Consider the following 25,199-nt stretch of genomic DNA (forward strand, 5'->3'; position numbering starts at 1 on the left):
CTGCATGTCACAGGTACGCACTGGGAACCGATAACGTCATCCTGTAGTTCTCGACGTAGTTACCCAACCCGCCGGATCCGCAATCGGGCGGTTTCTCCTTTCGAAGGGAAGGTTCGTCTACGCCATGACTGGGCGCATCCCGATCACCGACGTCACCCCGACCGTCGACGCCGGCGCGTATCCGGCCAAGGCGTCGGTCGGCGAGACGTTCACCATCGCGGCAACGGTCTTCCGCGAAGGCCACGACGCGGTGAACGCGAACGTCGTACTGACCTCGCCGTCGGGACAGACCAGACGGATGCTGATGACTCCGGTCGGGCAGGGCAGCGACCGCTGGACCGTGGACGTGACGCTGCAGGAGCAGGGCGCGTGGACGTTCGCGGTCGAGGGCTGGAGCGACCCGTACGGGACGTGGCGGCACAACGCCGAGATCAAGGTGCCGGCCGGCCTCGACGTCGACCTGATGTTCGCCGAGGGCGCCGCGTTCTTCGACCGCGCGGCCGCCGGCGTGCCTCCCGCCGTACGCGCTGATCGGGCCACGCTCGGCGATGCCGCGCACGCGCTGGCCAACGGCGCGCTGCCGCCGGAAGCCCGGCTGGCCGCGGGGATCTCGCCACAGGTGCGAGCGTCGCTCGGGCGGTACCCGGTGCGCGAGTTGATCACGTCGTCGGAGACCTACCCGGTGTGGGTCGACCGCGAGCGCGCGCTGTACGGCAGCTGGTACGAGTTCTTCCCACGGTCCGAGGGAGCGTCGTACGACGAGGCATCCGGGACGTGGACGTCCGGGACCTTCCGGACCGCGGCGGAGCGACTCCCGGCGGTCGCGAAGATGGGCTTCGACATTCTCTACGTGCCGCCGGTCCACCCGATCGGGCACGCGTTCCGCAAGGGTCCGAACAACACGCTCGACCCGAAGCCCGGCGACCCGGGTTCGCCGTGGGCCATCGGTTCGGCCGAGGGCGGGCACGACGCGATCCACCCCGAGCTCGGCACCTTCGAGGACTTCGACTACTTCGTCGGCCGCGCCCGCGAGGTCGGCCTCGAGGTCGCCATCGACCTGGCCCTGCAGGCCTCGCCGGACCACCCGTGGGTCACCGAGCACCCGAAGTGGTTCAGCGTCCGCGCGGACGGCTCGATCGCGTACGCCGAGAACCCGCCGAAGAAGTACCAGGACATCTACCCGATCAACTTCGACAACGATCCCGAAGGCATCTACGCCGAGGTGCTGCGGATCGTGCGGCTGTGGATCTCCCACGGCGTCACGGTGTTCCGGGTCGACAACCCGCACACCAAGCCGGTGAACTTCTGGGAGTACCTGCTCGGCGAGATCCGCAAGACCGACCCGGACGTGGTGTTCCTGTCCGAGGCGTTCACCCGCCGGCCGATGATGCGCGAGCTGGCGAAGGTCGGCTTCCACCAGTCCTACACGTACTTCACCTGGCGCAACGAGAAGTGGGAGCTCGAGGAGTACCTGCAGGAGCTGACCAAGGAGACCGCGCACTTCCTGCGGCCGAACTTCTTCGTCAACACGCCGGACATCCTCACCGCGTACCTGCAGTACGGCGGTCCCGGCGCGTTCAAGATCCGGGCGGCGATCGCGGCGACGGCGTCCCCGACCTGGGGTGTGTACGCCGGGTTCGAGCTGTTCGAGCACGTCGCGCTGCGGCCGGGCTCGGAGGAGTACCTCGACACGGAGAAGTTCCAGTTCCGTCCGCGGGACTGGGATGCCGCCGCGGCGGAGGGTCGCACTCTGGCGCCGTACCTGACCTTGCTGAACACGGTCCGCCGCCGGCACCCGGCCCTGCAGCAGCTGCGCAACCTGTCGCTGCACTCGGTCGAGGACGAGGCGATCATGTGCTACTCCAAGCGCACGACCGCGCCCGACGGGCACAGCGACACCGTCATCATCGTGGTGAACACCGACCCGCACTCGGTCCGCGAGTCGATGGTGCACCTCGACATGCCCGCGCTCGGCATGCGCCCCGAGGACACCTTCACGGTGTACGACGAGATCACCGGCGCGACCTGGCGCTGGGGCCAGCAGAACTACGTCAAGCTCGACCCCAACGGCGAGCCCTGCCACATCCTCGCCGTCCGCCGCGGCCAGGCCTGAAGCAAACGGGTCTGACCCACGCGGTGCTACGCGCGGCTCCTTCGTCGCCGTGCTGCGCGCCGCTCCCACCCGCCCCCGGCTTGGCGCCGGCCTTCTAGCTGCGGCTACCGCGGCGGTCTGCGGGCTGGCGCCCGCCGTGTGCGCGCTTCCGCGCGCGATCAACTGCGACCGTTTCACGCTGTGCCGTGATGAGTGGACTGACACACCCTCCGCGGGAGCGCGGTCCACGAGGCGGCTGGTCGCGCGCGGAGCAGCCGCGTCGAGGAGCGGAGCGACGAGGGGAGCGGCTGCGTAGCGGGCGAGGGCTGGACCACGTCCGCGCGAGGGACGGACTACAGCGGGACGGTCTCCGGGTATTTGAGGCCCGCGCCGGTGTTGAGGGCGACGACCTGGTCGTCTGAGCGGAGCCAGCCGGACTCTCGGAGGCGGCGGACGGCGGCGAAGTTTGCGGCGCCCTCGGGGCAGATGAACGCGCCTTCCAGCCGGGCGACGAGGTGCTGCTCGGCGAGGATGTCTTCGTCGTCGACGGCAACGGCACAACCGTCGGTCTCCGCGATCGCCTGCAGGACAAGGAAGTCGCCGAGGGCCTTGGGCACGGTGATGCCGAAGGCAATGGTCCGCGCGTCCGGCCACGGCTCGCTCTCCGGCAGACCCTTCTCCCACGCCCGGACGATCGGCGCGCAGCCGGTGGACTGTACGGCGACGAGCCGCGGCAGTGGACCGTCTACCCACCCGAGCTCGCGCAGCTCCACGAGCGCCTTCCAGATCCCGATGATGCCGACACCGCCGCCGGTCGGGTAGAGGATCACGTCGGGCAACTGCCAGCCGAGCTGCTCGGCGATCTCCAGGCCCATCGTCTTCTTGCCCTCGATCCGGTACGGCTCCTTCAGCGTCGACACGTCGAGGTAGCCCTCGCGCGTCTCCAGCTCCGCGCGGATGAACGCACCGGCGTCGCCGATCAGTCCGTCGATCAGGTGCAGCTCGGCGCCGACCACGCTGACCTCACGCCGGCAGATCTCCGGCGCCGCGATCGGCATCGCGATCAACGCCTCCATCCCGGCCCGGGCGGCGTACGCGGCCCAGGCGGACCCGGCGTTCCCGTTGGTCGGCATCGCGATCTTCCGTACGCCGACCTCGTACGCGCGGGACACGCCCACCGCGGCACCCCGGGCCTTGAAGGTACCGGTCGGGATCAGCCCCTCGTCCTTCATCAGGAGCCGGTCGACCCCGAGCTCACGCCCGTACCGCGGCAACGGCAGCAGCGGCGTCATCCCCTCCCCCAGGCTCACCACGTTGTCCGCGGACCGCACCGGGAGCAGTTCGTGGTACCGCCACAGGTCCGGCGGCCGGGTGGCCAGCTCGTCCTTGGTCAGCGTCACCGCGCCGGCGTCGTACCTGGCGAGCAGGGGCGATCCGCACGGGCAGAGACCGATGATCTGGTCGGCGTCGTGGACGGATCCACAACGAGGGCACTCGAGATGGCTCAGCGCAGAGAACGTCACACCTGCAGAAACTACCCCGCCCGGAGACTGGTGATCGCCGGGCGCTGGTGATCCGTGAGACGGAACCCGATGCCGCGGACCGCGTCGATGGTGACTGTGGTGCCGAGCTCGTCGAGTTTGCGGCGCAGGCGCTTCACCACCGAGTGCACGTCGGCTGTGCCGCGGAGGTCGCGGTTGCGCCACACGGTGTGGTGCAGAGCGTCGTACGTCCAGACCCGCACGGGCACGGACATCAGCCGGGTGAGCAGGTCGTGCTCGAGCTCGGTGAGCTGGATCTCGCGGCCGCGCCAGCGGGCGACCGAGCGGGCCCGGTCGATCGTCAGGACGTCGGCCTCCGGCTGCTCCCCCGGGGTCCGGGCCGCGGCGGCATCGACCGCGTCGGGCTCGGGTGGCTCGGGGTGTTCGGGGGCGGCGGGCGGTGGCTGCTGCACGGGCACGAGCAGCTTGCGAAGTTCGTCGAGACTGGAGACCAGCAGCAGCGGCGCGACGTCGTCGACGAGCTCGGCGAGCCGGACACGCTGCTCGGCCGAGGCCGCGACCGCGATCAGCAGCGGGAACGGCTCGGGACCGGTCGTGGTCAGATCGACGTCCGCTGGGGCGGGGACACGGGCGGTGACCATCCGATCACGATGTCAACCTCTGCCCGGGATCGTCAACGGACTGCCAACGTTTGACCACGTTGCCTCGATCCGTGCGACAGATAGTCACATCCTGCTCACCAACTGTGCTTGTTACCACGTTGTTCTGACACATAGGCTCCACGTCAGGCTCGCGGTGTCACACGCCGCGACCTGGGGGGCACGGAGCGTTCGCCCAACGCGAACCCCCATGCACCTCTGCACGCATGACTCGGGGGAGTCGACTCGGGGTCTTCCAAGTGAGGGGCTGCAGAGATGTCACATCAACCACGAAGGGGACTCGCCAGATCTCTGGTGGGTGCCCTGGCGACGGTGGCCGTGCTGGCGACCGGGCTGGCAGCCGCCGGCCAGGCGCAGGCGTCGCCACCCACCAAACCTCAAGCCACGCCGGAACCGGCCGCCAAGATCAAGCCGGAACTGATGGCGAAGCTGGAGGGCAAGGACGCCAAGGCCGCGACGGACTACTGGGTCCGGTTCGCACCGAAGGCCGATCTGACCGCCGCCAGCAAGATCACCGACTGGAACGAGCGCGGCACCGCCGTGGCCGCCGCGCTGCGCAAGACCGCCGCGGACAGCCAGGCGAAGATCCGCGCCGAACTGGACGCACAGCACGTGAAGTACACCGCGTTCTGGGGTACGAACGCGATCCGCATCCAGAGCGGGTCGCTCACACTGGCCCAGAACCTGGCCACCCACACCGAGGTCGAGGGCCTGTACGCCCCGGTCGCGATCGAGGTGCCCAAAGTCACCCAGGGCACGACCGAGCACGAGATCAACGCGGTCGAGTGGGGCATCGCCAACATCAAGGCCGACCAGGTGTGGTCGCAGTACGGCGACAAGGGTGAGGGCATCGTCGTCGCCAGCATCGACACCGGGGTGCAGTTCGACCACCCGGCGCTGGTGAAGCAGTACCGCGGCAACAACGGCGACGGCACCTTCGACCACAACTACAACTGGTTCGACGCGGCCGGCACCTCGCCGACCCAGCCGGCCGACGGCAACGGCCACGGCACCCACACGATGGGCACCATGGTCGGCGACGACGGCGCGGGCAACCAGGTCGGTGTCGCGCCGGGCGTGAAGTGGATCGCCGCGAACGGCTGCTGCCCGAGCGACGAGGCACTGATCAGCTCCGGCCAGTGGATGCTCGAGCCGACCAACCTCGCCGGGCAGAACCCGGACGCGAGCAAGCGGCCGAACGTCATCAACAACTCGTGGGGCTCGACGCTGCCGTCGAACGACCCGTTCATGGAGGACATCACCCTGGCCTGGACCGCGTCCGGGATCTTCGGTGCGTTCGCCAACGGCAACAGTGGTGAGGGCGGCTGCAACACCTCCGGTTCTCCGGGCAGCCTGACCAGCAACTACTCGGCCGGCGCCTACGACATCAACAACAACATCGCGTCGTTCTCCGGCCGTGGTGTCGGTCAGAACGGCACGATCAAGCCGAACATCTCGGCCCCCGGCGTCAACGTCCGCTCCAGCCTGCCCGGCAACACCTACGGCAGCTTCAACGGTACGTCGATGGCCACCCCGCACCTCGCGGCCACGATCGCGCTGCTCTGGTCGGCCTCGCCGGCCCTCAAGGGTGACGTGAACGCGACGCGGGCGCTGCTGAACCAGACCGCGATCGACACGCCGAACAGCCAGTGCGGCGGCACCCCGGAGAACAACAACGTCTTCGGTCAGGGCCGTCTCGACGCGCTCGCACTGCTGAACGCCGCGCCGATCGGCGACACCGGCACCCTGACCGGCAAGGTCACCGCCGCCACCGGTGGTGCCGCGATCGCCGGCGCCAGCGTCACGGTGAAGGCGGCCGGCCAGCCCGACAAGGTCCTGACCACCAGCAGCACCGGCACGTTCTCGTCGGTCCTGCAGGCCGGGAGCTACGACCTGACGGTGGCGTCGTTCGGGTACCAGACCCAGACGGCCACGGTCACCATCACCACCGGTCAGACCACCACCAAGGACTTCGCCTTGGTGAGCACGCCGCAGGTGAGCGTCGGCGGCACCATCTCGGACGGCTCCGGCCACGGCTGGCCGCTGTACGCGAAGGTGAGCGTCGAGGGTCCGGGCGGTGTGTTCGACTACACCACGCCCAGCAACGGCCGCTACAGCCTGAAGGTTCCGGCCGGTGCCGCGTACTCGCTCAAGGTCGAGTCGCAGTACCCGGGCTACCAGACGGTCAGCCAGCCGATCACGGTCGGCTCGGGCAACCTGACCAAGAACATCGCAGTACCGGTCCTGACCGACTCCTGCACCACGGCGCCGGGCTACAAGTACGGCTCCGACGGTGTGTACGAGACGTTCGACTCCGGTGCGGTCCCGAGCGGCTGGACCGTGGTCGACAACAAGAGCAACGGCCAGGTCTGGAAGTTCGACGACCCCGGCAACCGGGGCAACCTGTCCGGTGGCGGCGGCAAGTTCGCGGTCATCGACAGCGACAACTACGGTCCGGGTGGATCCCAGGACACCTCGCTGGTCAGCCCGGTCGTGGACCTGAGCTCGGTCACCGCTCCGGTGATCCGGTTCAACCAGGACCTCAACTGGCTCGGCGGCGAGAAGGCGGACGTGGACCTGTCGATCGACGGCGGGGCCACCTGGTCCAACGTGCTGGCCCAGGCCACGGACGTCCGTGGGGTCAAGGAGGTCGCGATCCCGCAGGCGGCCGGCAAGTCCGCCGTACAGGTGCGGTTCCACTACTACGACGCCTCGTACGAGTGGTGGTGGATCGTCGACAGCGTGCTGATCGGCAGCCAGGTCACCTGTGTGCCGACCGGCGGCGGCATCGTCGTCGGCAACGTCAAGGACGCCAACACGAACGGTTTCGTGAACGGCGCGGTCGTCACCCGTGACGGCAGCTCCGAGTCCGCGACCACCGTGGCGACGCCCGAGGACACCGGCCTGAACGACGGCTTCTACTGGCTGTACTCGTCCGCGGACGGCGACCAGGGCTTCACCGCCAAGGCCGGCAACTACGTCACCGCGACGGCGACCGTGGGCGTCGAGGCCGACTGGACCACCGTGGCCGACTACTCCCTGAAGGCCGGCCGGCTGAGCGTCACGCCGGGCAGCGTGACGGGCAACCTGAAGCTGCCCACCGGCAAGGTCACCAAGTCGTTCACCGTCACCAACACCGGTGGCGCGGACGTCGAGGTGAAGTTCGGTGAGAAGGACGGCGGCTTCGTCCTGGAGAACGCGAACGGCACCAAGACCACCCAGGCGCAGGTGCTGAACGGCACCGGTGCCCCGCTGCAGCGGCTCGCGGTGCAGACCTCGTTCGCCAAGATGCTGTCGGGCAAGACGACCGGTACGCCGGCCGCCGCGAAGCCGCTCGCGGCGCCGTGGACCGACATCGCCGACTACCCGTCGACCGTGATGGACAACCGGGTGGTCAACCTCGACGGCAAGATCTACTCGATTGCCGGTGGCAACGGTTCGGCCTCGACCGGGAACAGCTACGTGTACGACCCGGCCGCCCTCGCCTGGACCGCCATCGCCCCGCTGCCGGGCGCCCGCAACGCCGTCACCGTCGGCGCCGTGGGTGGCAAGATCATCGCCAGCTCCGGCTGGGGTGCCTCCGGACCGGACGCGGCGACCTGGGCCTACGACCCGGCCGCCAACGCCTGGACCCCGGCGGCCGCCAACCCGGCCCCGCGGGCCGCGGCCGGTCAGGCCGTCGCGGACGGCAAGCTGTACGCCGTCGGTGGCTGCACGACCGCCAGCTGCCTCCCGATGAGCAACACGGTGGTCCGGTACGACCCGGCCGCCGACGCGTGGGAGACGCTGGCGAACTACCCGAAGTCGGTCGCGTTCGCGTCCTGCGGTGCCATCGACGGCAAGGTGTACTGCGCCGGTGGTAACGACGGTACGAACTCGCTGAAGTCGGCGTACGTCTACGACCCGGGAGCCGACTCCTGGACCGCGGTCGCGGACGCCCCGTCCGACCACTGGGCGGCGTCGTACGCCGTCGCCGGCGGCAAGCTGCTGATCGTCGGCGGTGTGCAGGCCGGTGCCGTGACCAACGCCGGGTTCTCGTACGACCCGTCGTCGGACAGCTGGACCGCGCTGCCGAACGCCAACCTGCCGCGGTACCGCGGTGGCGCGGCCTGCGGCTTCTACAAGGTCGGTGGCTCGTCCGGTGGCTTCACCGCCACGGTCGACAGTGAGGCCCTGCCGGGTCTCGAGGACTGCGCCGAGTCGTCGGCGGACGTGAGCTGGCTGTCCATCGACAAGACCGAGGCCACGCTGGCCCCGGGCGCGTCGACGACGGTCAAGGTCACGCTCACCGCGAACGTCGACCAGCCCGGTACGTACTCCGGGGCGGTCACGGTCGGCGAGAACACCCCCTACTCGGTCGCACCGGTCGGCGTGACGATGAACGTCACCCCGCCGAACACCTGGAGCAAGCTGCAGGGCACCGTCACGGGCGTCAGCTCGTCCGGCGTCAGCGCTCCGCTCGCCGGCGCGATCGTCGAGGTGGACTCGTGGGCCCAGTCCTACACCTTCATCACCGACAACAACGGCCAGTACGCCTACTGGCTGGACCGCCGCAACAACCCACTCACCCTGATCGCCGCCAAGGACGGCTACAAGCCCCAGACCCGCACCACCAAGCTGGTAGCCGGCACCCCTGTCACCGAAGACTTCGCCCTGAAGTCCATCAAGTAACCCCGCACTAACCAGGCCGGCCCCCGCCCTTCACGGACGGGGGCCGGTCCACGTACCGGGTCGAGCCCACGCGGGCTGGTCGATCAGTGCGTCGACCGACGCCTCAGGGCCGCCGAAACCAGCAACGCGTCTGCCAGTGCGGCGGGGTCATGGGTGCGCACGAAATCAGCGCCCTGGCCCGCCGCGTGCAGTTCCGCGGCCAGAGTCGCCGGTGCGATGGCACTGAGGTCGGTGCCGGTCAGCGCGCGCAGGAACGACTTTCTGGAGGGCGAGACGAGGACTGGTAACCCGTAGCGGGCCTTCAGCCGTCCGAGATTCGCAAGGACCGCCAGCGACGGCTCTGGGGTGCTGCCCAGGAAGTAGCCGAGTCCTGGATCGAGGATCAGTCGGTCGCGGGTGATGCCCGCGGACTCGAGGGCGGCGATCCGTTGGTCGAAGAAGTCCTCGATGCACGTCCAGATCGACTGTGGGTCGGTCCGGACCCGGGTTGCCGGTCCGAGGCGCTGCACCGAGTGCATGACCACCAGCTGACACTTGAGGCCGACCAACTCGTCGTACTCGCGGGGGTCCGGGAAGCCCTGGATGTCGTTCAGGTACGCCGCTCCGCGGGCGGCCGCGTAGCGGTGGGTCTGCGGGTGGTAGGAGTCCACACCCCACGAGATCCCGTCGAGCCCGTCGATCACGCAGGCCAGACGCTCGATCTCCTCCCCCGGCGAGACCTTCTCCGCGTCCGGGTGACTGGATGACGGACCGAGCTCGACCAGGTCGGCGCCGGCCTCGGACAGTTCGTGGGCGTGGGTGATCGCATCTCCGGGCGACAGATAGCGGCCGCCGTCGGAGAACGAGTCTTTCGTGATGTTGAGGATCCCCACCAAGCGCGGTCGCACCGCCGGAACGGTACCTCAGCTAGACGGTGGGGAGCAGGTGAAATCCGACGCCCCGGACGGCGTGGATGGTGACGGTCGCGCCCAGGTTGGAGAGTTTCTGGCGGAGGCGCTTGACGACGGAGTGGATGTGGGAGCCGTGGCCGAGGTGTTCGTTGCCCCAGACGGCGTGGTGGAGGCGCTGGTAGGTCCACACCCGGCCGGGCTCCTCGACCAGGCAGTGCAGGAAGTCGTGCTCGAGCCGGGTGAGTGAGACCTCGCGGTCCTTCCACCGGACGACGCGTCGATCGACGTCCAGGTAGAGCTCGGGCTCGGACACCGCGACCGCGGTGGGTACAGCGGCCACCGCGGGCGGCACTGCCTCGATCCGGGCAACGGCGGCCGGCAGGACCGTCCGTGTGAGGACGGTGGGCTCTGCGCCCGCGGTGAGCTCGAGGAACGCGCGGGCCTGGTCCGCGCTCGACACCAGCAGCAGCGCGTCGGCCTCACCGAGCATCCGCGCGAGCTGCACCCGTTCGGACGTGGACGTGGCCACACCGATGATCAACGACGAATCCGCAGGCCTCTCCATGGCGAGCCCCTCCCACAATCCAACGCCGGCCAGCCACAAGTACGGTTTACGACGCGAACTAAGTCAAGGGATTCCCCGCACCCCGGGCTGGCACAAATGCGACCTGTCCGAGACAGGACAGAAATCCAAGCAGGACAGGGAAAAGGCGGGCCGGACCGGGGCTGCCGGCACGGCCGGCGGTCCGGCGGGGATCCGCACCTTGCTGACCACATCCGGTTAAGAAAAGAACTCATCCAAATAAAGATGATCTCGTGATCATGCCGACGCACCCGCGACGAGTGTGCGGAGGGAGCGCACAGCGGAGTAATCTCCTCGCGCACGGTCTCTTGACCGCACCCGACGGAGGAACAGTGCCCGGTCTCGTTCGGCGGCCGATCGTCGTCTGGCTGCTCGCGGCCCTCGCGGTCCCGGTGCTGCTCACCGCTGTGCTGGTTCCGGCCAAAGCGGGCACCACCGAGGACGAACTGCGCGACCGGACACTGGCAGCGCTCCAGGCCCGTGGCATCGAAGCCGGCTCCATCGACTTCGACGGCCGCGACGCGACGATCGCCGTACCGGCCGGAGTCGACGCCGAGCTCGTCCGCGAGGTCGTCGTGACCGTGGACGGCGTTCGCTCGGTCCGCATCGAGGGTGGTGCGACGACCGCTACACCCACTCCTTCGACGACGACCGCGCCCGCCGAGTCCGCCGTCGCGCCGTTCGAGGTGGGCCGGACGGACCGGTCGATCCGGGTGCAGGCGGCGGTCAAGGACCAGGCCGTCAAGGACGCGATCGCCGCCGAGGTCGGCAAGGTGCTCGGCGAAGACCGTGAGTACGACGACCGCACGACGCTCGACGCCGCGAACGGACTGGCCGACGCCACCGCGGTGTCCGCGCTGCTGCAGGCCCTCGCGATCGGGACCGGTGACGCCTCGGTCCGGTACGACGGCAGCACGGTGACGCTGTCGGGTGAGGTGCCGGACCAGGCGACCAAGGCGACGGTCGCCCGGGTGGCGGCCAAGGCGGTCCCCGGCGCGGTCATCGCGAACCAGCTGGAGATCCCGGCGCCGCCGACGACCCAGGTCAGCGAGCCGTGCCGGACACTCCCGGCCCGGGTGTCGGAGTTCACCCGGCAGCACAAGATCATCTTCCTGTCCGGTACGTCGATCGTGAACAACGCGTCGAAGCCGACGGTGGTCCGGGCCGCCGCGCTGCTGAGGTCGTGCCCGACGGCGTTCTTCGAGGTGGCGGGTCACACCGACAACCTCGGCTCGGCCGCGAGCAGCCTGCCGCTGTCCGAGCGCCGGGCCGCCGCGGTCAAGGCCGAGCTGGTCCGGCTCGGCGTGGCCGCCAACCACATCCACGCGAACGGGTACGGCGAAGCTTTCCCGATCGCCCCCAACACCACCGCCGCCGGCCGGATCGCCAACCGCCGGGCCGAGATCCGAGTCCTGCAGGGGAACTGAATGAGCTGGCTGATCGCACAGATGTGGATCCTGCTACTGGTCGCGTTCGTCCTCGGCAGCGCGGCCGCCTGGCTGCTGCACCGGCTCGTCCGCAACCCCGCGAGAGGAACCCGCTGATGAGCTGGCTGCTGCGACACAACTGGCTCTGGTCGCTCCTCGCCTTCTTCATCGGCGCCCTCATCACCTGGCTCCTCCTCGAACGCCGCACCCCGGCCGCTCCCCCGGAACCTGAGGCCGAGGAGCCAGTGGCCGAGAAGGCAGAGGTTCTGGTCGGAGCCGGAGTTGCGGAGGCGGAGCCCGCCACCAGACCCGAGCCCGTCGTGCGGGAGGAGCTGAAGCCGGCGTTCTCGCAGTTGATGGAGGCGGAGCCGACGCTGTTCGACCACCTCGAACCGGCCGCGATGAACGGCGACACCAACGCGACCGTGCCGCAGATGCGGGCCGCGGTGCCGCCCGGGCGCTACGGTGAGGGCTCGGCCGAAGCGGTCCCTCATCAGGCTCCGCCGGACGGGTTCACCATCAAGGGCAACGCCCAGTCGATGCTGTTCCACACCCCCGACTCGCCGTACTACGGCCGGACCAAACCCGAGGTCTGGTTCCGCAGTGAGTCCGACGCCGAACGCGCCGGTTTCACCAAGTACACCCGCCGCCCCCGCAAGTCCGCCAACCCCCGCGACTGAGCCGCGGGAAGGCCTGCCGGATAGGGGGATCGGGCCCCTATTTGCTTGTACTGGCGGAGGGCCGTCACACTGAGCGGAACGCCTTGCCGGAACCGTCCGTCCCGGGGCGTCCACCACATCACCGGCTCTGCCGGACACAGCGCACTGTCCCCTTTTCACGAACGCCCCAAAGGGGTACGGGATGCAGTGCGGCACACCGCAGTACCGCTAGGTTTGGAGACACCCGATGGAGGTGAGCGTGACCGACATGCTGCCGGAGCAGCACCACGGACTGACGAAGAGTGACCCGCTGTGGTTCAAGCGGGCCGTCTTCTACGAGGTCCTCGTGCGGTCCTTCAAGGACTCGAACGCCGACGGCATCGGCGATCTGCAAGGCCTCACCGAGAAACTCGACTACCTCGAGTGGCTCGGTGTCGATTGCCTCTGGTTACCCCCGTTCTACCCGTCGCCGTTGCGCGACGGCGGTTATGACATCTCCGACTACACCGGAGTGATGCCCGAGGTCGGCACGATCGCGGACTTCGCGGCGTTCATGGAGGCCGCGCACGCGCGCGGGATCCGGATCATCGTCGACTTCGTGATGAACCACACCTCCGACCAGCACCCCTGGTTCCAGGCATCGCGCGAGGACCCGGACGGCCCGTACGGCGACTTCTACGTGTGGTCCGACACCGACGACAAGTACTCCGACGCCCGGATCATCTTCGTCGACACCGAGACCTCGAACTGGACCTGGGACCCGGTCCGCGGCCAGTACTTCTGGCACCGGTTCTACTCCAACCAGCCGGACCTGAACTTCGAGAACCCGGCCGTCGGCGACGCGATGATCGAGGCGCTGAAGTTCTGGCTCGACCTCGGTGTGGACGGCTTCCGGCTGGACGCGGTGCCCTACCTGTTCGAGACCGAGGGCACCAACTGCGAGAACCTCCCGCGCACCCACGAGTTCCTCAAGCGGGTCCGCAAGGAGGTGGACGCGAACTACAGCGACCGCGTCCTGCTCTGCGAGGCGAACCAGTGGCCGGCCGACGTGGTCGAGTACTTCGGCGACCGCGCCTCCGGGGGTGACGAGTGCCAGATGGCCTTCCACTTCCCGGTCATGCCGCGCATCTTCATGGGCGTCCGCCGCGAGTCCCGGTTCCCGATCTCGGAGATCCTGGCGCAGACCCCGGAGATCCCGGACACCTGCCAGTGGGGGATCTTCCTGCGCAACCACGACGAGCTCACCCTCGAGATGGTCAGCGACGAGGACCGCGACTACATGTGGGGCGAGTACGCCCAGGACCCGCGGATGAAGGCGAACATCGGCATCCGCCGCCGGCTGGCGCCGCTGCTGGACAACGACGTCAACAAGATGGAGCTGTTCACCGCGCTGCTGCTCAGCCTGCCCGGCTCGCCGATCCTGTACTACGGCGACGAGATCGGCATGGGCGACAACATCTGGCTGGGCGACCGCGACGGCGTCCGGACCCCGATGCAGTGGTCCCCGGACCGCAACGCGTCGTTCTCCACCGCGACCCCCGGCAAGCTCAGCCTGCCGGTGATCATGGACCCGGTCTACGGCTACCAGGCGGTGAACGTCGAGGCCGAGATGGAGAACGCGTCCTCGCTGCTGCACTGGACCCGGCGGATGATCCAGACCCGCAAGCAGCACCCGTGTTTCGGCATGGGTACTTTCACAGACCTGGGGGGTTCCAACCCCAGCGTGCTGTCGTACGTGCGCGAGTTCGGTGACGACGTGGTGCTGTGCGTGAACAACCTGTCACGCTTCCCGCAGCCGATCGAGCTGGACCTACGGCAGTGGCAGGGCGTGGAACCCGTCGAACTGCTGGGTGGTGTGCACTTCCCCACGATCGGGGAGTTGCCCTACCTTTTGACGCTCGGAGCCCACGGTTTCTACTGGTTCCGGCTGCCGGTGACCAAGCCGGCTGACCACGAGGAGAGCATGTAGTGAGTTCCCATCTGGACCAGGTCCAGTCCTTCTGCGCGAGCCAGAGGTGGTTCGGGGAGAAGGGACACGACGTCCACGTCGACGCGATGGCCACCTCGGTGTGGCTGTCGGGCGAGGATGCCTGGCCCGCGGTCCGGATCGGGTTCGTCTACTGTTCCGGTCCGCCCGGGTCGGAGTTCCCGATCCGGGTGTACCAGCTGCCGCTCAGCTACCACCGCCACCCGGTCGAGAACCTCGGCCACGCGCTGATCGGCGAGTGGGTCGAGCAGGACCTCGACGACACCGAGGTCTGGGTGTACGACGCTCTGCACGACAAGGAGGCGACTCCGTACTGGCTGGACGGGCTCACGCACGGCCGGCGGCTGGACGGGCTGGAGTTCCACCCGGTCCACAGTCCGGAGCGGACCATCGTCGTACCCGAGGACTCGCAGTCGCTCGTCCTCACCGTGGAGCAGAGCAACACCTCGCTGGTGTTCGGCGACGTGGCCTTGCTGAAGGTGTTCCGCCGGCTCGAGCCCGGGAGCAACCCCGGGGTCGAGATCGAGTCGGCGCTCACCGAGGCGGGCTCCGAGCTGGTTCCCGAGGTGCTCGGGTCCGCGCGCGGCACCTGGCCGCGGGCGGGCGGCGGCACGGATTCCGGTGAGCTGGCGATGATGACGGCGTTCCAGAAGAACGCCACCGACGGCTGGTCGTTCGCCTGCTCGTCGGTGCGGGACCTGTACGCCGAGGGCGACCTGCACGCCGAGGAGGTCGGCGGTGACTTCGCGGCCGAGTCGCACCGGCTCGGCGCGAGCACGGCGCAGGTCCACTCGGAGCTGGCGAAGGCACTCGGCACGGACATCTGGGAGCCGGCCAAGCTGGTCGAGCACGCCGCGGCGATGCAGCGCCGGCTCGATCAGGCAGCCGCGGCGATCCCCGAGCTCGCGCCGTACAAGGCCGGTCTGGGCCGGTGGTTCGAGGCGCTGGCGGCGTACGACCAGCCGGTGACGGTGCAGCGGATCCACGGCGACTTCCACCTGGGTCAGGTGCTGCGGACGATCGAGGGCTGGAAGCTGATCGACTTCGAGGGTGAGCCGGCCAAGTCGCTGATCGAGCGGCGGGCGCTGGACACCGCGGTCAAGGACATCGCCGGGATGCTGCGGTCGTTCGACTACGCGGCCCGTTCGTTGCTCGCCGACCACCAGGGCGACCAGCAGATCGCCTACCGCGCGGCCGAGTGGGCGACCCGGAACCAGCAGGCCTTCTGCGACGGGTACGCCGAGGTCGCCGGCACGGACCCGCGGGAGCAGGGCGTCCTGCTGAGCGCGTTCCTGGCCGACAAGGTCATCTACGAAACGCTCTACGAGGCCCGCAACCGCCCGAGCTGGCTGCCGATCCCGCTGGCGGCCGCAGCACAATTGGCCGAGCAGTAGTTGTACCCAAAATCCGCCCGAGAATTACAGAGCGTGGGCGAGCGAACACTGTAATACGTCCGGGCATGCCACCCGAGCCACAGCTGGAGGTCCTACGAGCTCGGGGTCGACCCAGCGCCGGACACCGCGGCGATGGAGCTGCGGCTGCTCCGGCAGGACCGACCTTGTTGCTGCAGGCAACCGAGCCGGCACCTCCCGCGGCCGGCGTCGTGGCGGAGCTGCCCTCTCCGTTGACCAGCTTCGTCAGCCGGGAGAACGAGCTGTCCGCGCTGGTGAAGCGGCTCGGTGAACTCGGCCTGATCACACTGACGGTGGTCCGGGCAGCGGCAAGTGCCTTCTCTCCTTCGAGGCCGCGAGGGCGTTGTCGGATCGCGTCATACGGCTGGTCGAGCTCGCCGACCACAGCACCTCCTGGCTCGCCGCCCGCCCCAGCGCCCTGGTCGCCGAGACCTCCATCGCCTACACCGTCACCGGCTTCGCGTGGCCCCGCTGCGCCGCCCGGCTGACCGCCGTGCGGGACGCTCTGAGCGCCTGAAGTTGTGTACGTCGGAACTCGACGGGTACGGGGTGCGGTGAATGGAGTGTCGATCGGGCAGGATGGGGTTCATGGGATCGAGCGAGCAGAACGCCGGACCGGCGACTGAAGCTTTCGTGGCGCCGGTGGTGCCGGCTGACAAGCCTGTGGTGACAGCGGTTCCGGTGGACCGGACCGTGCTGGAGCGGCTGGTCGGCGGGACGTTCCACGATCCCCATCAGGTGCTCGGTCCGCACCTCGGTGAGCACGGTGTCACCGTCCGGGCACTGCGCCCGTTCGCCCAGTCCGTCACGGTGCTGTACGACGGCAAGCGGCTGGAGCTCCGGCACGAGTTCGAGGGTGTCTGGGTCGGCGTGCTCGACATCGACAAGGTGCCCGACTACCGCCTCGAGGTCAGCTACACCGACGGCCCCGCGGTCGAGCTCGACGACCCGTACCGCTACCTCCCGTCGCTCGGTGAGGTCGACCTGCACCTGATCGGCGAGGGCCGGCACGAGCAGCTGTGGACCGTCCTGGGTGCCCACGTCCGCCGGTACGACGGCCCGACCGGCACCGTCACCGGGACGTCGTTCGCCGTCTGGGCGCCGAACGCGCAAGGGATCCGGCTGACCGCGGACTTCAACTTCTGGGACGGTCGCGCGCACCCGTTGCGTTCGCTCGGCTCGTCCGGCGTGTGGGAGCTGTTCGTGCCCGGCGTCGGCCCGGGGACGCGGTACAAGTTCGACATCTGCGGCCGGGACGGGGTCTGGCGGCAGAAGGCCGACCCGATGGCCAACCTGGCCGAGACTCCCCCGGCGAACGCGTCCGTCGTGCACGAGTCGTCGTACGAGTGGAGCGACGCGGCCTGGCTGGAGCGGCGGGCCGCCTCACAGGCCCACGCCGAGCCGATGAGTGTCTACGAGGTGCACCTCGGGTCGTGGCGCAAGGGCAGGTCGTACCGCGAGCTGGCCGACGAGCTCGTTGCCTATGTCAACGACATGGGCTTCACCCACGTCGAGCTGATGCCGGTGATGGAGCATCCGTTCGGCGGCTCGTGGGGCTACCAGGTGACGTCGTACTTCGCGCCGACGTCGCGGTTCGGCGACCCGGACGACTTCCGGCTGCTGGTCGACCGGCTGCACCAGGCCGGGATCGGCGTGATCGTCGACTGGGTGCCGGCACACTTCCCGAAGGACGCCTGGGCGCTGGCCCGCTTCGACGGGACCCCGCTCTACGAACACCCGGATCCGCGCCGCGGCGAGCAGCCGGACTGGGGCACGCTGGTGTTCGACTTCGGCCGTCCGCAGGTGCGGAACTTCCTGGTCGCGAACGCGATCTACTGGGCCGAGGAGTACCACATCGACGGCCTCCGGGTGGACGCGGTCGCCTCGATGCTCTACCTGGACTACTCCCGCCAGGACGGCGAGTGGGTCCCGAACCAGTACGGCGGCCGCGAGAACCTGGAGGCCGTGTCGTTCCTGCAGGAGATGAACGCGACCCTCTACAAGCGCGTCCCCGGCGTCATCACGGTGGCCGAGGAGTCGACCTCGTGGCCGGGCGTCACCCGGGACACGCACCTGGGCGGTCTCGGGTTCGGCTTCAAGTGGAACATGGGCTGGATGAACGACTCGCTCCGCTACCTGGAGCACGAGCCGATCCACCGGCAGTACCACCACCACGAGCTGACGTTCTCGATGATGTACGCCTACTCGGAGAACTTCGTCCTCCCGCTGTCCCACGACGAGGTCGTGCACGGCAAGGGTTCGCTGCTGCGCAAGATGCCCGGCGACCGCTGGCAGCAGCTGGCGAACCTGCGCGCGTACCTGGCGATGATGTGGGCCCACCCGGGCAAGCAGCTGCTGTTCATGGGCTGTGAGTTCGGCCAGGAGTCGGAGTGGTCCGAGAAGGGCGAGCTCGACTGGTGGCTGCTGGACCACACCGATCACCGCGGCCTGCAGCAGCTGGTCCGCGACCTGAACGGCATCTACAAGGACAACCCGGCGCTCTGGCGGACCGACCACTCGGCGGAGAAGTTCAGCTGGATCGACGCCAACGACGCCAGCAACAACATCTTCTCCTTCCTCCGGTACGGCGACGACGGTGAGCCGACGGTCGCCTGCGTGGCGAACTTCTCCGCGATCCCGCACCACGGCTACCGCCTCGGCCTCCCGTACGCAGGCCGCTGGGAAGAGGCCGTCAACACCGACGCCGACGTGTACGGCGGATCCGGGGTCGGCAACTACGGTGCCGTCGAGGCGGACGGGCCGGAGTGGCACGGCATGACGACGAGCACCGAGCTGTCCGTGCCACCCCTGGCGACGGTGTACCTGCGCTACACGGGGTAGCGTTCACGAGGTGACCGCCGTACCGCCGCAGCCGACGTTGACCGATGGCGAGCTGATGCTCAGACCGTGGCGTGAGGAGGACATCGACGCCGCCGTGGGCCTGCACGACGACGAGATGGTCCGGTGGTTCGACTTCCCGGGCCTCCCGGCGCGGTCCAACCTGGCCTCGGCGGTCGAGGAGTGGCACCGGCAGTACGCCGACGACCGCCGGGTGGTCAACTTCGTCATCGAGCTGGCCGGCGAGTCCGGTCCGGTCGGTTCGGTCGAGCTCCGGCGGCTCTCCCCGGGCGTGGCCAACGTGTCCTGGACGACGTACAAGCCGTACCGCGGGCGCCGGGTCGCGCGGCGCGCCGTGCGGCTGCTGGCCGTGTACGCCTTCGGTGAGCTGGGGCTGGAGCGGCTCGAGGCGCGGGTGGATCCGGAGAACCGGGCATCCGCTCGGGTGGCGATCCGGTCCGGGTTCCGGCGCGAGGGACTGCTGCGGGGCGCCGGCACGATGCAGGGTGAGCGTCGTGACATGGCGGTGTACGGCCTGCGGCGGGACGATCCGCTGCCGGACACCCTGTTCGGCTGGACCTCGCTGATGGACTCGGTGCTGCCGAAGAAGCGCGTGATCGCGCATGTGATCGTGCGCGACACGGCCGGGCGGGTGCTGCTGTGCCAGGTCAGCTACAAGAACGATCTGGAGCTGCCGGGCGGCGTGGTCGAGCCGGATGAGGATCCGGCCACGGGCGCGTCTCGTGAGATGCGTGAGGAGCTCGGCGTCGCACTGCCGCTGCTCGGCGTCCTCGCGATCGACTGGCTCCCGCGCTGGGAGGGCTGGGGCGACGCGGTCGAGATCCTGTACGACGGCGGCGTCCACGACCCGTCGTTGCTGGACACACTGCAGCCGGACGGCTTCGAGATCCGCGGGATCTCCTGGCACGCGCCGGATGCGCTGGAGGGGTTGGTGTCGCCGTTGAACGCGCGCCGACTGCCGCTGATCCTTCGCGACCCGTCGTCGCTGCACAACCTGAGCAACGGTTCGCCGATCACCTCGTGAGCTGGGCGACGCACCAGGAGTAGTGACCGTCCCGGGCGTCGGCGTCGTAGATGGTCGCGGTGGTGATGGCGTACGCCTTGCGGTACAGGCCCATGCGCTCGCGGTCGTGGCCCAACTGCTCGAAGCGGTCGAGGAGCAGGTCGTCGAGGCGCCGCGCGTCCGGGCCGTACATGTCGAAGAAGCCGGCCGCGAGCGACGCGTCGAACGTGTTGTCGCCCGCGGTCGAGAGGAAGCCCCAGTCGAGCACGGCCGCGATACGTGCGCCGTCCATGAGTAGGTTGGCCGGGCAGATGTCGCCGTGGATCACGCTGAGGTGGTCGGGGTGGATCTTCGCGAGCTCGTCGGTGAGGTGGTCCAGTAGCTCGGCGAAGCCGGAGACGTCGCGCTCCAGGTGCGGGCGTGAGGCTGCGGCACGGCGGAGTACCAGGGCTGCCAGCGACTCACCCCAGGACGCTTGCCAGAAGGGCTGGTTGAGGACCGGGAGCGCCTTGCTCGCGGGACCGGCGACGGTCCGGCCGAGCGCCTCGACGATCGCGACGAAGGCGTCGAGCGCCTGGTCCTCCGGGAGATCGGCTTCGCTCAGCGGGGTGCCGGTGAGCTTGTCCTCGACGCTGGTCGCCCGGCCGTCGCCGTCCGCGGTGATCTCACGGATGCGCGGCGTACGGAACGGAAGCGGTGGCAGCTCGTCGAGGAACGCCTGCAGCGGCCGTACGTCGTCCGGCCGCCGGTCGAACCAGATCTTGCGGACCGTCCCGTCCCCCAGGTCGTAGACCGCGCCTTCCATGCCTTGGCCGATGAGCTCCACCGGCCGAACGTTAGCGGACCAGGCGGATCGTCAACGGGTAGCGGTAGTCGTGGCCACTGGAGGCGGCCATCGTGGCGAGGATGATCACGACCAGCGCCGCGACCGCGCCGATGATGACGAGCGGGACGATGATCAGGATGCCGAGGCCGAAGGTGACCAGGATCAGGATCACCGCGAGCGCGGTGTAGATCAGCAGCGACAGCTGGAAGTTCAGCGACTCCAGCGCGTGCCGGCGGATGAAGTCGGACCGGTTCCGGTAGACCAGCCAGATGACCAGTGGGCACAGGAACCCCATCGCGAACCAGGCCGCGACCAGCACCCCGATGTGGGCGATCATCCCCCACGTCCGTTCATCCGAGGCCGACAGCGGTGGCCCGGCGTTCGGCGTACTCATAATCCAGTGAAGCACACCGATTCCTTTTCGTGGGGTGGTCGGTCTGTACCGATGAGAACCTCATCGAGAAGGGCCGGGTGAAGTGATGTACGCCGTCGAGACCGAAGGAGCCGCGATGACCGGCGAGGCCGAGTTTGCCCGCCGTACCGAGCCGTTCCGGAAGGAACTGCTGGCGCACTGCTATCGGATGCTCGCGTCGGTGCACGAGGCCGAGGACGTGGTGCAGGAGACCTATCTGCGGGCATGGCGTGCGTACTCGGCCTTCGAGGGCCGCTCGTCGATCCGGGTCTGGCTCTATCGCATTGCCACCAACGCCTGCCTGACCGCGCTCGAGCAGCGTGGGCGGCGGGCGCTCCCCTCAGGGCTCGGGGCACCGGCCACCGACCTTGCTCCGGGGTCGGTGCCGGCCGGCGTGGCGTTCGTGGAGCCGATCGCGGATTCGCTGGTCCTGTCGGAGTCCAGCGACCCGGCCACCATCGTGACCACACGGGAGAGTCTTCGGCTGGCACTGATCGCCGCGCTGCAATACCTTCCGGCCAAGCAGCGCGCCGTACTGATCCTCCGTGAGGTGCTCGGGTTCCCGGCGGCTGAGGTGGCGACGATGCTCGACACATCGGTCGCGGCGGTGAAGAGCACGCTGCAACGGGCGCGGGCCCGGCTCGACGAGACCTCATTCGGTGAGATCTCCGAGCCGACCGATCCCGTTGCGCAGGCCTTGCTGGCCGAGTACATCACCGGCTTCGAGAACGCCGACACGGCCGCGCTCGAACGTGCGCTGCGCGCGGACGCGGCGATCGAGATGGTAGGCACCACCGCCTGGTTCGACGGGCGCGTGATGTGCCTGCGGCTGCTCGCGGAGGCTGTCGGCTCACCTGGCGATTGGCGGATGCTCCCGATCATCGCCAACGGACAGCCCGCGGTCGGTGCGTACCTCCGCGGCCCGGGCGGGGACTACGAGCCGTACGGCGTCGCCGTACTCACGCCGACTCCTACCGGCCTGACCCACATCCATGTGTTCAGCATCCCCGGCCTCGTCACCCATTTCGGCCTGCCGGCGAACTGAACAGTTCGGCGGTCCGATGGGCGGTCACCTGCGCCCAGCGCGTCGTACTCATCAGCGCCAGCGCTACGACGCCGATGCCCAGACCCGCAACGGGCCACCAGAGCAGGTGCTCAGCGTCGGTGAACGCGTGCGGATCGCGGCCCGCGGTCGCGCCGACGATCGTGCCGGCGATGGCGACTCCCATCGTGGTGCCGGTCTGACGGGCGGCGGAGGCCACCGAGCCCGCCAGACCGGCCATGGACAACGGCATGCCGGAGACCGCGGTGTTGGAGATCGGCGGGTTGACGGCGCCCAGGAAGATCCCGAAGAACAGGTAGATCGCGAGCACCACCGGCAGCGGCGTCGCCGGCCCGAGCCACAACGAGCTGAGCGCGCCGAGCGCGAGCGCTGAGCCGGCCACCACGAGCGGAAGCCGGGGACCGCGCGTACCGACGATCCGTCCTGCCCTCGGCGCCACGATGGTGATCACCGCGCCGACCGGGAGCAGACACAGGCCGGCCTGGAGTGCCGACAGCCCGCGAACGTTCTGCAGGTACAGCGTCGTGACGAACAAGAAGGCGCCGAAACCGCAGAGCGCGAACAGAGCCATCAGGATCGCCGAGCTGAACGGCACGCTCCGGAAGAGCCGAAGCTCGAGCAGCGGGTCAGTACGGCGGGGCTCGTACGCCAGCAGGGCCAAAGCCGCGAGTACGGCGATTCCGAGCGGCCCAAGGATCACCGGCGACGTCCAGCCGCGCGTCTCCGACTCGATGATCGCGTACACGACGCATCCGAGCATCAAGATCACGAGAGCCTGACCGACCGGGTCGAAACGCCGCGCTCGGTGCGCGCGCGACTCGGGCACGAAGAGCGCCGTACAGACGATCGCGATGGCGACCGCCGGAACGTTGACCCAGAAGATCGCCCGCCACCCGATGCCGTCGACCAGCGCGCCACCGAGGATCGGCCCCAGCGCGAGCGACAGGCCGGACATCGACCCGAACACGCCAATGGCCCGCGCCCGCTCGGCCCGGTCCGGGAATGTGGTCGCGACGATCGCCATCGCCACCGGGTTGAGCATCGTGCCGCCGACTGCCTGCACGGCCCGCGCCGCGATCAGCCACCCCGCCGTCGGCGCCAGACTGCACAACAACGAACCCAGTCCGAATGCGGCCAGTCCGATCATGAACACCCGCCGCCGCCCGACCCGATCGGCCGTGGACCCGGCCAGCAACAGCAGGCTCGCCAGCACCAAGGTGTAGGCGTCGACGGTCCACTGCAGCTGCGCGACCGACGCTTCCAGGTCGGCTCGAATCGCCGGCAATGCCACCGTGACGATGGAGATGTCCATCACCACGACGACGATGCTGGCGCAACAGATCGCCAGCACCCCCAGCCGACGCCGCCGACTGAGCTCGCCCTGACCACTGCGCCGCACCGCTGGAGCACTCATATCGTCGACGCTAGAATTTAGAGCGTGCTCGAAGTCAAACAGATCCCCGAGACCGGCATCACCATCGCCGAGGCCGCGCAGCGGACCGGGGTGAGCGTGCACACCCTGCGGTACTACGAGCGCGCCGGCCTGGTCGTCACCACCGTCGACCGGACCGCGAGCGGCCGCCGCCGCTACCACCAGCTCGACCTGGACTGGATCAAGGTCTGCACCCGTCTGCGGGCCACGGGCATGCCGATCCGGACGATCCGTCAGTACGCCGAACTCGTCACCGCCGGCCGCGGCAACGAGAAGGAGCGGCTGGCTCTCCTCGAGGCCCACCGGTCCGAGGTGCTCACCAAGCTGGCCGAGCTCCAGGACAACCTCGAGCTCATCGACCACAAGATCGACGTCTACCGCGGCCGCCTGGAAGCCGGCGACGCTGACCGCCTGTGGGCACCCTCTCCCGATTAGGTGGTCAGGGCGGTCAGGCGGAGGGTCAGGAAGCGGCGTTCGGCTTCGTTGGCCGTGAGGGCGATGGCGGCTTCGTACGCGGCCGCTGCTTCCTGGGGGCGGTCCAGGCGGGCGAGGACATCGGCCCGGGCCGCGGGCAGATAGGCGTACGCCGCCAGCGCGGGCTCCTTGCCGAGGGCATCCAGTTCGGCGAGGACGGCCTCGAGGTCCGCGCCGGGGACGAGGCTGTGCGCGGCGGCCCGGTTGAGCGCGACGATCGGCGTCGGCCAGCTGATCATCATCGCGTCGTACATCCGGACCACCTGGGTCCAGTTCGTCCGCTCCCACGACGGCGCGGTGACATGCAGCCCGGCCACGGCCGCCTGCAACACGAACCGCCCCTGCCCCCGCCCCAACGCGGCCGTCGCCCGCGACACCCCCTCCGCCAGCATCCGCGCATCCCAGCGCGACCGGTCCTGATCGGCCAGCAGGACCAGCTCCCCGTCCTCGCTCACCCGTGCATCCCCGCGCGCCTCGGTCATCAGCAACAACCCGAGCAACGCCTGCGGTTCCGGCTCGTCCGGCATCAACCGCACCAGCAACCGCGCGAGCTCCACCGCCCGCCCGGTCAGGTCCGTCCGCGTCAACTCCGACCCAGCCGCCACGTGCCCGGCCGTGTACACCAGGTGCACCACCGTCAGTACGACGTCCAGCCGCGCCGGCAACTCGTGATCCGCAGGGATCCGGTACGGGATGCCAGCCGCGGCGATCTTCTTCTTCGCCCGGGTGATCCGCGCGGCCGCCGTCGACTCACTGATCAAGAGAACGGCCGCCACCTCCCGGGTGGTGAGTCCGCAGATCAGCCGCAACGTCAACGCCACTTGCGAGTCCCGCGCCAACGCCGGGTGGCAGCAGGTGAAGACGAGACGCAACGGATCCGTCGGCTGCTCCACGTCGCCCGGCGCCACCGGATCCTCGACCAGGAGCGGCAGCTTCCGCCACAGCGTCGTCTCCCGCCGGAGCCGATCGAGCGCGAGGCGCCGCGCTACCGTCGTCAGCCAGCCACCCGGATTCGCCGGGATGCCGTCCGGCCAGGTCCGCAACGCTTGGACGAACGCATCCTGCGTGCAGTCCTCGGCCAGATCCAGGTCCCGCGTCATCCGCACTACGGACGCCAGAACGGTCGACCAACTCTCCCTGTGCGCCCGGTCCACCACCCGGGCCACCTCGACCGCCGGCACCGCGATCCCGCCCTCAGTCACCCGCGTTCACCCCCACCTCCGGGCAGGTACGCCGACGGGGCGAGCC

Annotated in this window: 18 protein-coding genes and 1 pseudogene; 11 read left to right on the plus strand and 8 right to left on the minus strand. The window is 69.2% G+C overall.

All coding sequences use genetic code 11. From position 1 onward, the window contains the following. The first annotated feature begins 124 nt into the window (after positions 1–124). Complete coding sequence (locus ACZ6O0_RS27940; RefSeq protein ID WP_465767951.1) at positions 125–2,113, plus strand: alpha-1,4-glucan--maltose-1-phosphate maltosyltransferase; 1,989 nt, start codon at positions 125–127, stop codon at positions 2,111–2,113. Positions 2,114–2,445: 332 nt separating this feature from the next. Here ACZ6O0_RS27940 and ACZ6O0_RS27945 read toward each other — a convergent pair whose 3' ends face one another. After that, positions 2,446–3,615: a threonine synthase gene (locus ACZ6O0_RS27945; RefSeq protein WP_465767952.1), complete on the minus strand. Its 1,170-nt coding sequence runs from the start codon at positions 3,613–3,615 to the stop codon at positions 2,446–2,448. An 11-nt stretch (positions 3,616–3,626) separates the two neighbouring features. Continuing rightward, on the minus strand, positions 3,627–4,235 hold the full coding sequence (locus ACZ6O0_RS27950) for a winged helix-turn-helix domain-containing protein (RefSeq protein WP_465767953.1): 609 nt from the start codon (positions 4,233–4,235) through the stop codon (positions 3,627–3,629). Positions 4,236–4,547: 312 nt separating this feature from the next. Between ACZ6O0_RS27950 and ACZ6O0_RS27955 the strand changes: the two genes are divergently transcribed. Then, positions 4,548–8,924 carry a S8 family serine peptidase gene (locus tag ACZ6O0_RS27955; protein WP_465767954.1) on the plus strand — a complete coding sequence of 1,459 codons (4,377 nt, stop codon included), beginning with the start codon at positions 4,548–4,550 and terminating at the stop codon, positions 8,922–8,924. 83 nt (positions 8,925–9,007) lie between these two features. Here ACZ6O0_RS27955 and folP read toward each other — a convergent pair whose 3' ends face one another. Then, positions 9,008–9,811, minus strand: a complete 804-nt coding sequence (gene folP, locus ACZ6O0_RS27960) for a dihydropteroate synthase (protein ID WP_465767955.1) — start codon at positions 9,809–9,811, stop codon at positions 9,008–9,010. A 19-nt stretch (positions 9,812–9,830) separates the two neighbouring features. Then, on the minus strand, positions 9,831–10,379 hold the full coding sequence (locus ACZ6O0_RS27965) for a winged helix-turn-helix domain-containing protein (protein ID WP_465767956.1): 549 nt from the start codon (positions 10,377–10,379) through the stop codon (positions 9,831–9,833). Between the two features lie 350 nt (positions 10,380–10,729). On the opposite strand from ACZ6O0_RS27965, the gene arfA reads away from it, so the two are divergent. The 7 genes and pseudogenes from arfA to ACZ6O0_RS28000 all read left to right on the plus strand — a co-directional run bounded on the left by arfA (position 10,730) and on the right by ACZ6O0_RS28000 (position 19,765). Then, positions 10,730–11,824, plus strand: a complete 1,095-nt coding sequence (arfA, locus tag ACZ6O0_RS27970) for a channel-forming protein ArfA/OmpATb (RefSeq protein WP_465767957.1) — start codon at positions 10,730–10,732, stop codon at positions 11,822–11,824. A gap of 461 nt (positions 11,825–12,285) precedes the next feature. Next, positions 12,286–12,504: pseudogene (locus ACZ6O0_RS27975) on the plus strand (sunset domain-containing protein); the annotation flags it as partial. Between the two features lie 226 nt (positions 12,505–12,730). Beyond that, positions 12,731–14,452 carry a maltose alpha-D-glucosyltransferase gene (treS, locus tag ACZ6O0_RS27980; RefSeq protein WP_465767958.1) on the plus strand — a complete coding sequence of 574 codons (1,722 nt, stop codon included), beginning with the start codon at positions 12,731–12,733 and terminating at the stop codon, positions 14,450–14,452. Beyond that, entirely contained in the window at positions 14,452–15,864 is a 1,413-nt protein-coding gene (locus tag ACZ6O0_RS27985) for a maltokinase N-terminal cap-like domain-containing protein (RefSeq protein WP_465767959.1), read from the plus strand. Before treS ends, ACZ6O0_RS27985 begins: the two co-directional genes overlap by 1 nt. A gap of 361 nt (positions 15,865–16,225) precedes the next feature. Then, positions 16,226–16,399: a hypothetical protein gene (locus tag ACZ6O0_RS27990; protein ID WP_465767960.1), complete on the plus strand. Its 174-nt coding sequence runs from the start codon at positions 16,226–16,228 to the stop codon at positions 16,397–16,399. Positions 16,400–16,470: 71 nt separating this feature from the next. Then, positions 16,471–18,723 carry a 1,4-alpha-glucan branching protein GlgB gene (gene glgB / locus ACZ6O0_RS27995; protein WP_465767961.1) on the plus strand — a complete coding sequence of 751 codons (2,253 nt, stop codon included), beginning with the start codon at positions 16,471–16,473 and terminating at the stop codon, positions 18,721–18,723. Positions 18,724–18,733: 10 nt separating this feature from the next. Next, a complete protein-coding gene (locus ACZ6O0_RS28000) occupies positions 18,734–19,765 on the plus strand; it encodes an NUDIX hydrolase (protein WP_465767962.1) in 1,032 nt (343 codons plus the stop codon). Here ACZ6O0_RS28000 and ACZ6O0_RS28005 read toward each other — a convergent pair. Together ACZ6O0_RS28005 and ACZ6O0_RS28010 are read right to left on the minus strand one after the other, a co-directional pair. Beyond that, on the minus strand, positions 19,755–20,570 hold the full coding sequence (locus ACZ6O0_RS28005) for a phosphotransferase family protein (protein ID WP_465767963.1): 816 nt from the start codon (positions 20,568–20,570) through the stop codon (positions 19,755–19,757). The genes ACZ6O0_RS28000 and ACZ6O0_RS28005 overlap by 11 nt on opposite strands. Positions 20,571–20,580: 10 nt before the next feature. Then, a complete protein-coding gene (locus tag ACZ6O0_RS28010; protein ID WP_465767964.1) occupies positions 20,581–20,979 on the minus strand; it encodes a DUF4870 domain-containing protein in 399 nt (132 codons plus the stop codon). A gap of 70 nt (positions 20,980–21,049) precedes the next feature. Between ACZ6O0_RS28010 and ACZ6O0_RS28015 the strand changes: the two genes are divergently transcribed. Further along, positions 21,050–22,027, plus strand: coding sequence for a sigma-70 family RNA polymerase sigma factor (locus ACZ6O0_RS28015; RefSeq protein ID WP_465767965.1), 978 nt, complete (start codon positions 21,050–21,052; stop codon positions 22,025–22,027). Here the strand turns inward: ACZ6O0_RS28015 and ACZ6O0_RS28020 are convergent. Further along, positions 21,999–23,459: an MFS transporter gene (locus ACZ6O0_RS28020; protein ID WP_465767966.1), complete on the minus strand. Its 1,461-nt coding sequence runs from the start codon at positions 23,457–23,459 to the stop codon at positions 21,999–22,001. The two genes, ACZ6O0_RS28015 and ACZ6O0_RS28020, sit on opposite strands and share 29 nt — an antisense overlap. A gap of 24 nt (positions 23,460–23,483) precedes the next feature. Between ACZ6O0_RS28020 and ACZ6O0_RS28025 the strand changes: the two genes are divergently transcribed. Further along, the gene (locus tag ACZ6O0_RS28025) at positions 23,484–23,912 is read left to right on the plus strand and encodes a MerR family transcriptional regulator (RefSeq protein ID WP_465767967.1); all 429 of its coding nucleotides are present in this window, start codon (positions 23,484–23,486) and stop codon (positions 23,910–23,912) included. Here ACZ6O0_RS28025 and ACZ6O0_RS28030 read toward each other — a convergent pair. Next, the gene (locus ACZ6O0_RS28030) at positions 23,909–25,153 is read right to left on the minus strand and encodes an RNA polymerase sigma factor (RefSeq protein WP_465767968.1); all 1,245 of its coding nucleotides are present in this window, start codon (positions 25,151–25,153) and stop codon (positions 23,909–23,911) included. The genes ACZ6O0_RS28025 and ACZ6O0_RS28030 overlap by 4 nt on opposite strands. Positions 25,154–25,199: the final 46 nt, after the last annotated feature.

The sequence above is a fragment of the Kribbella sp. NPDC048837 genome (assembly GCF_055586945.1).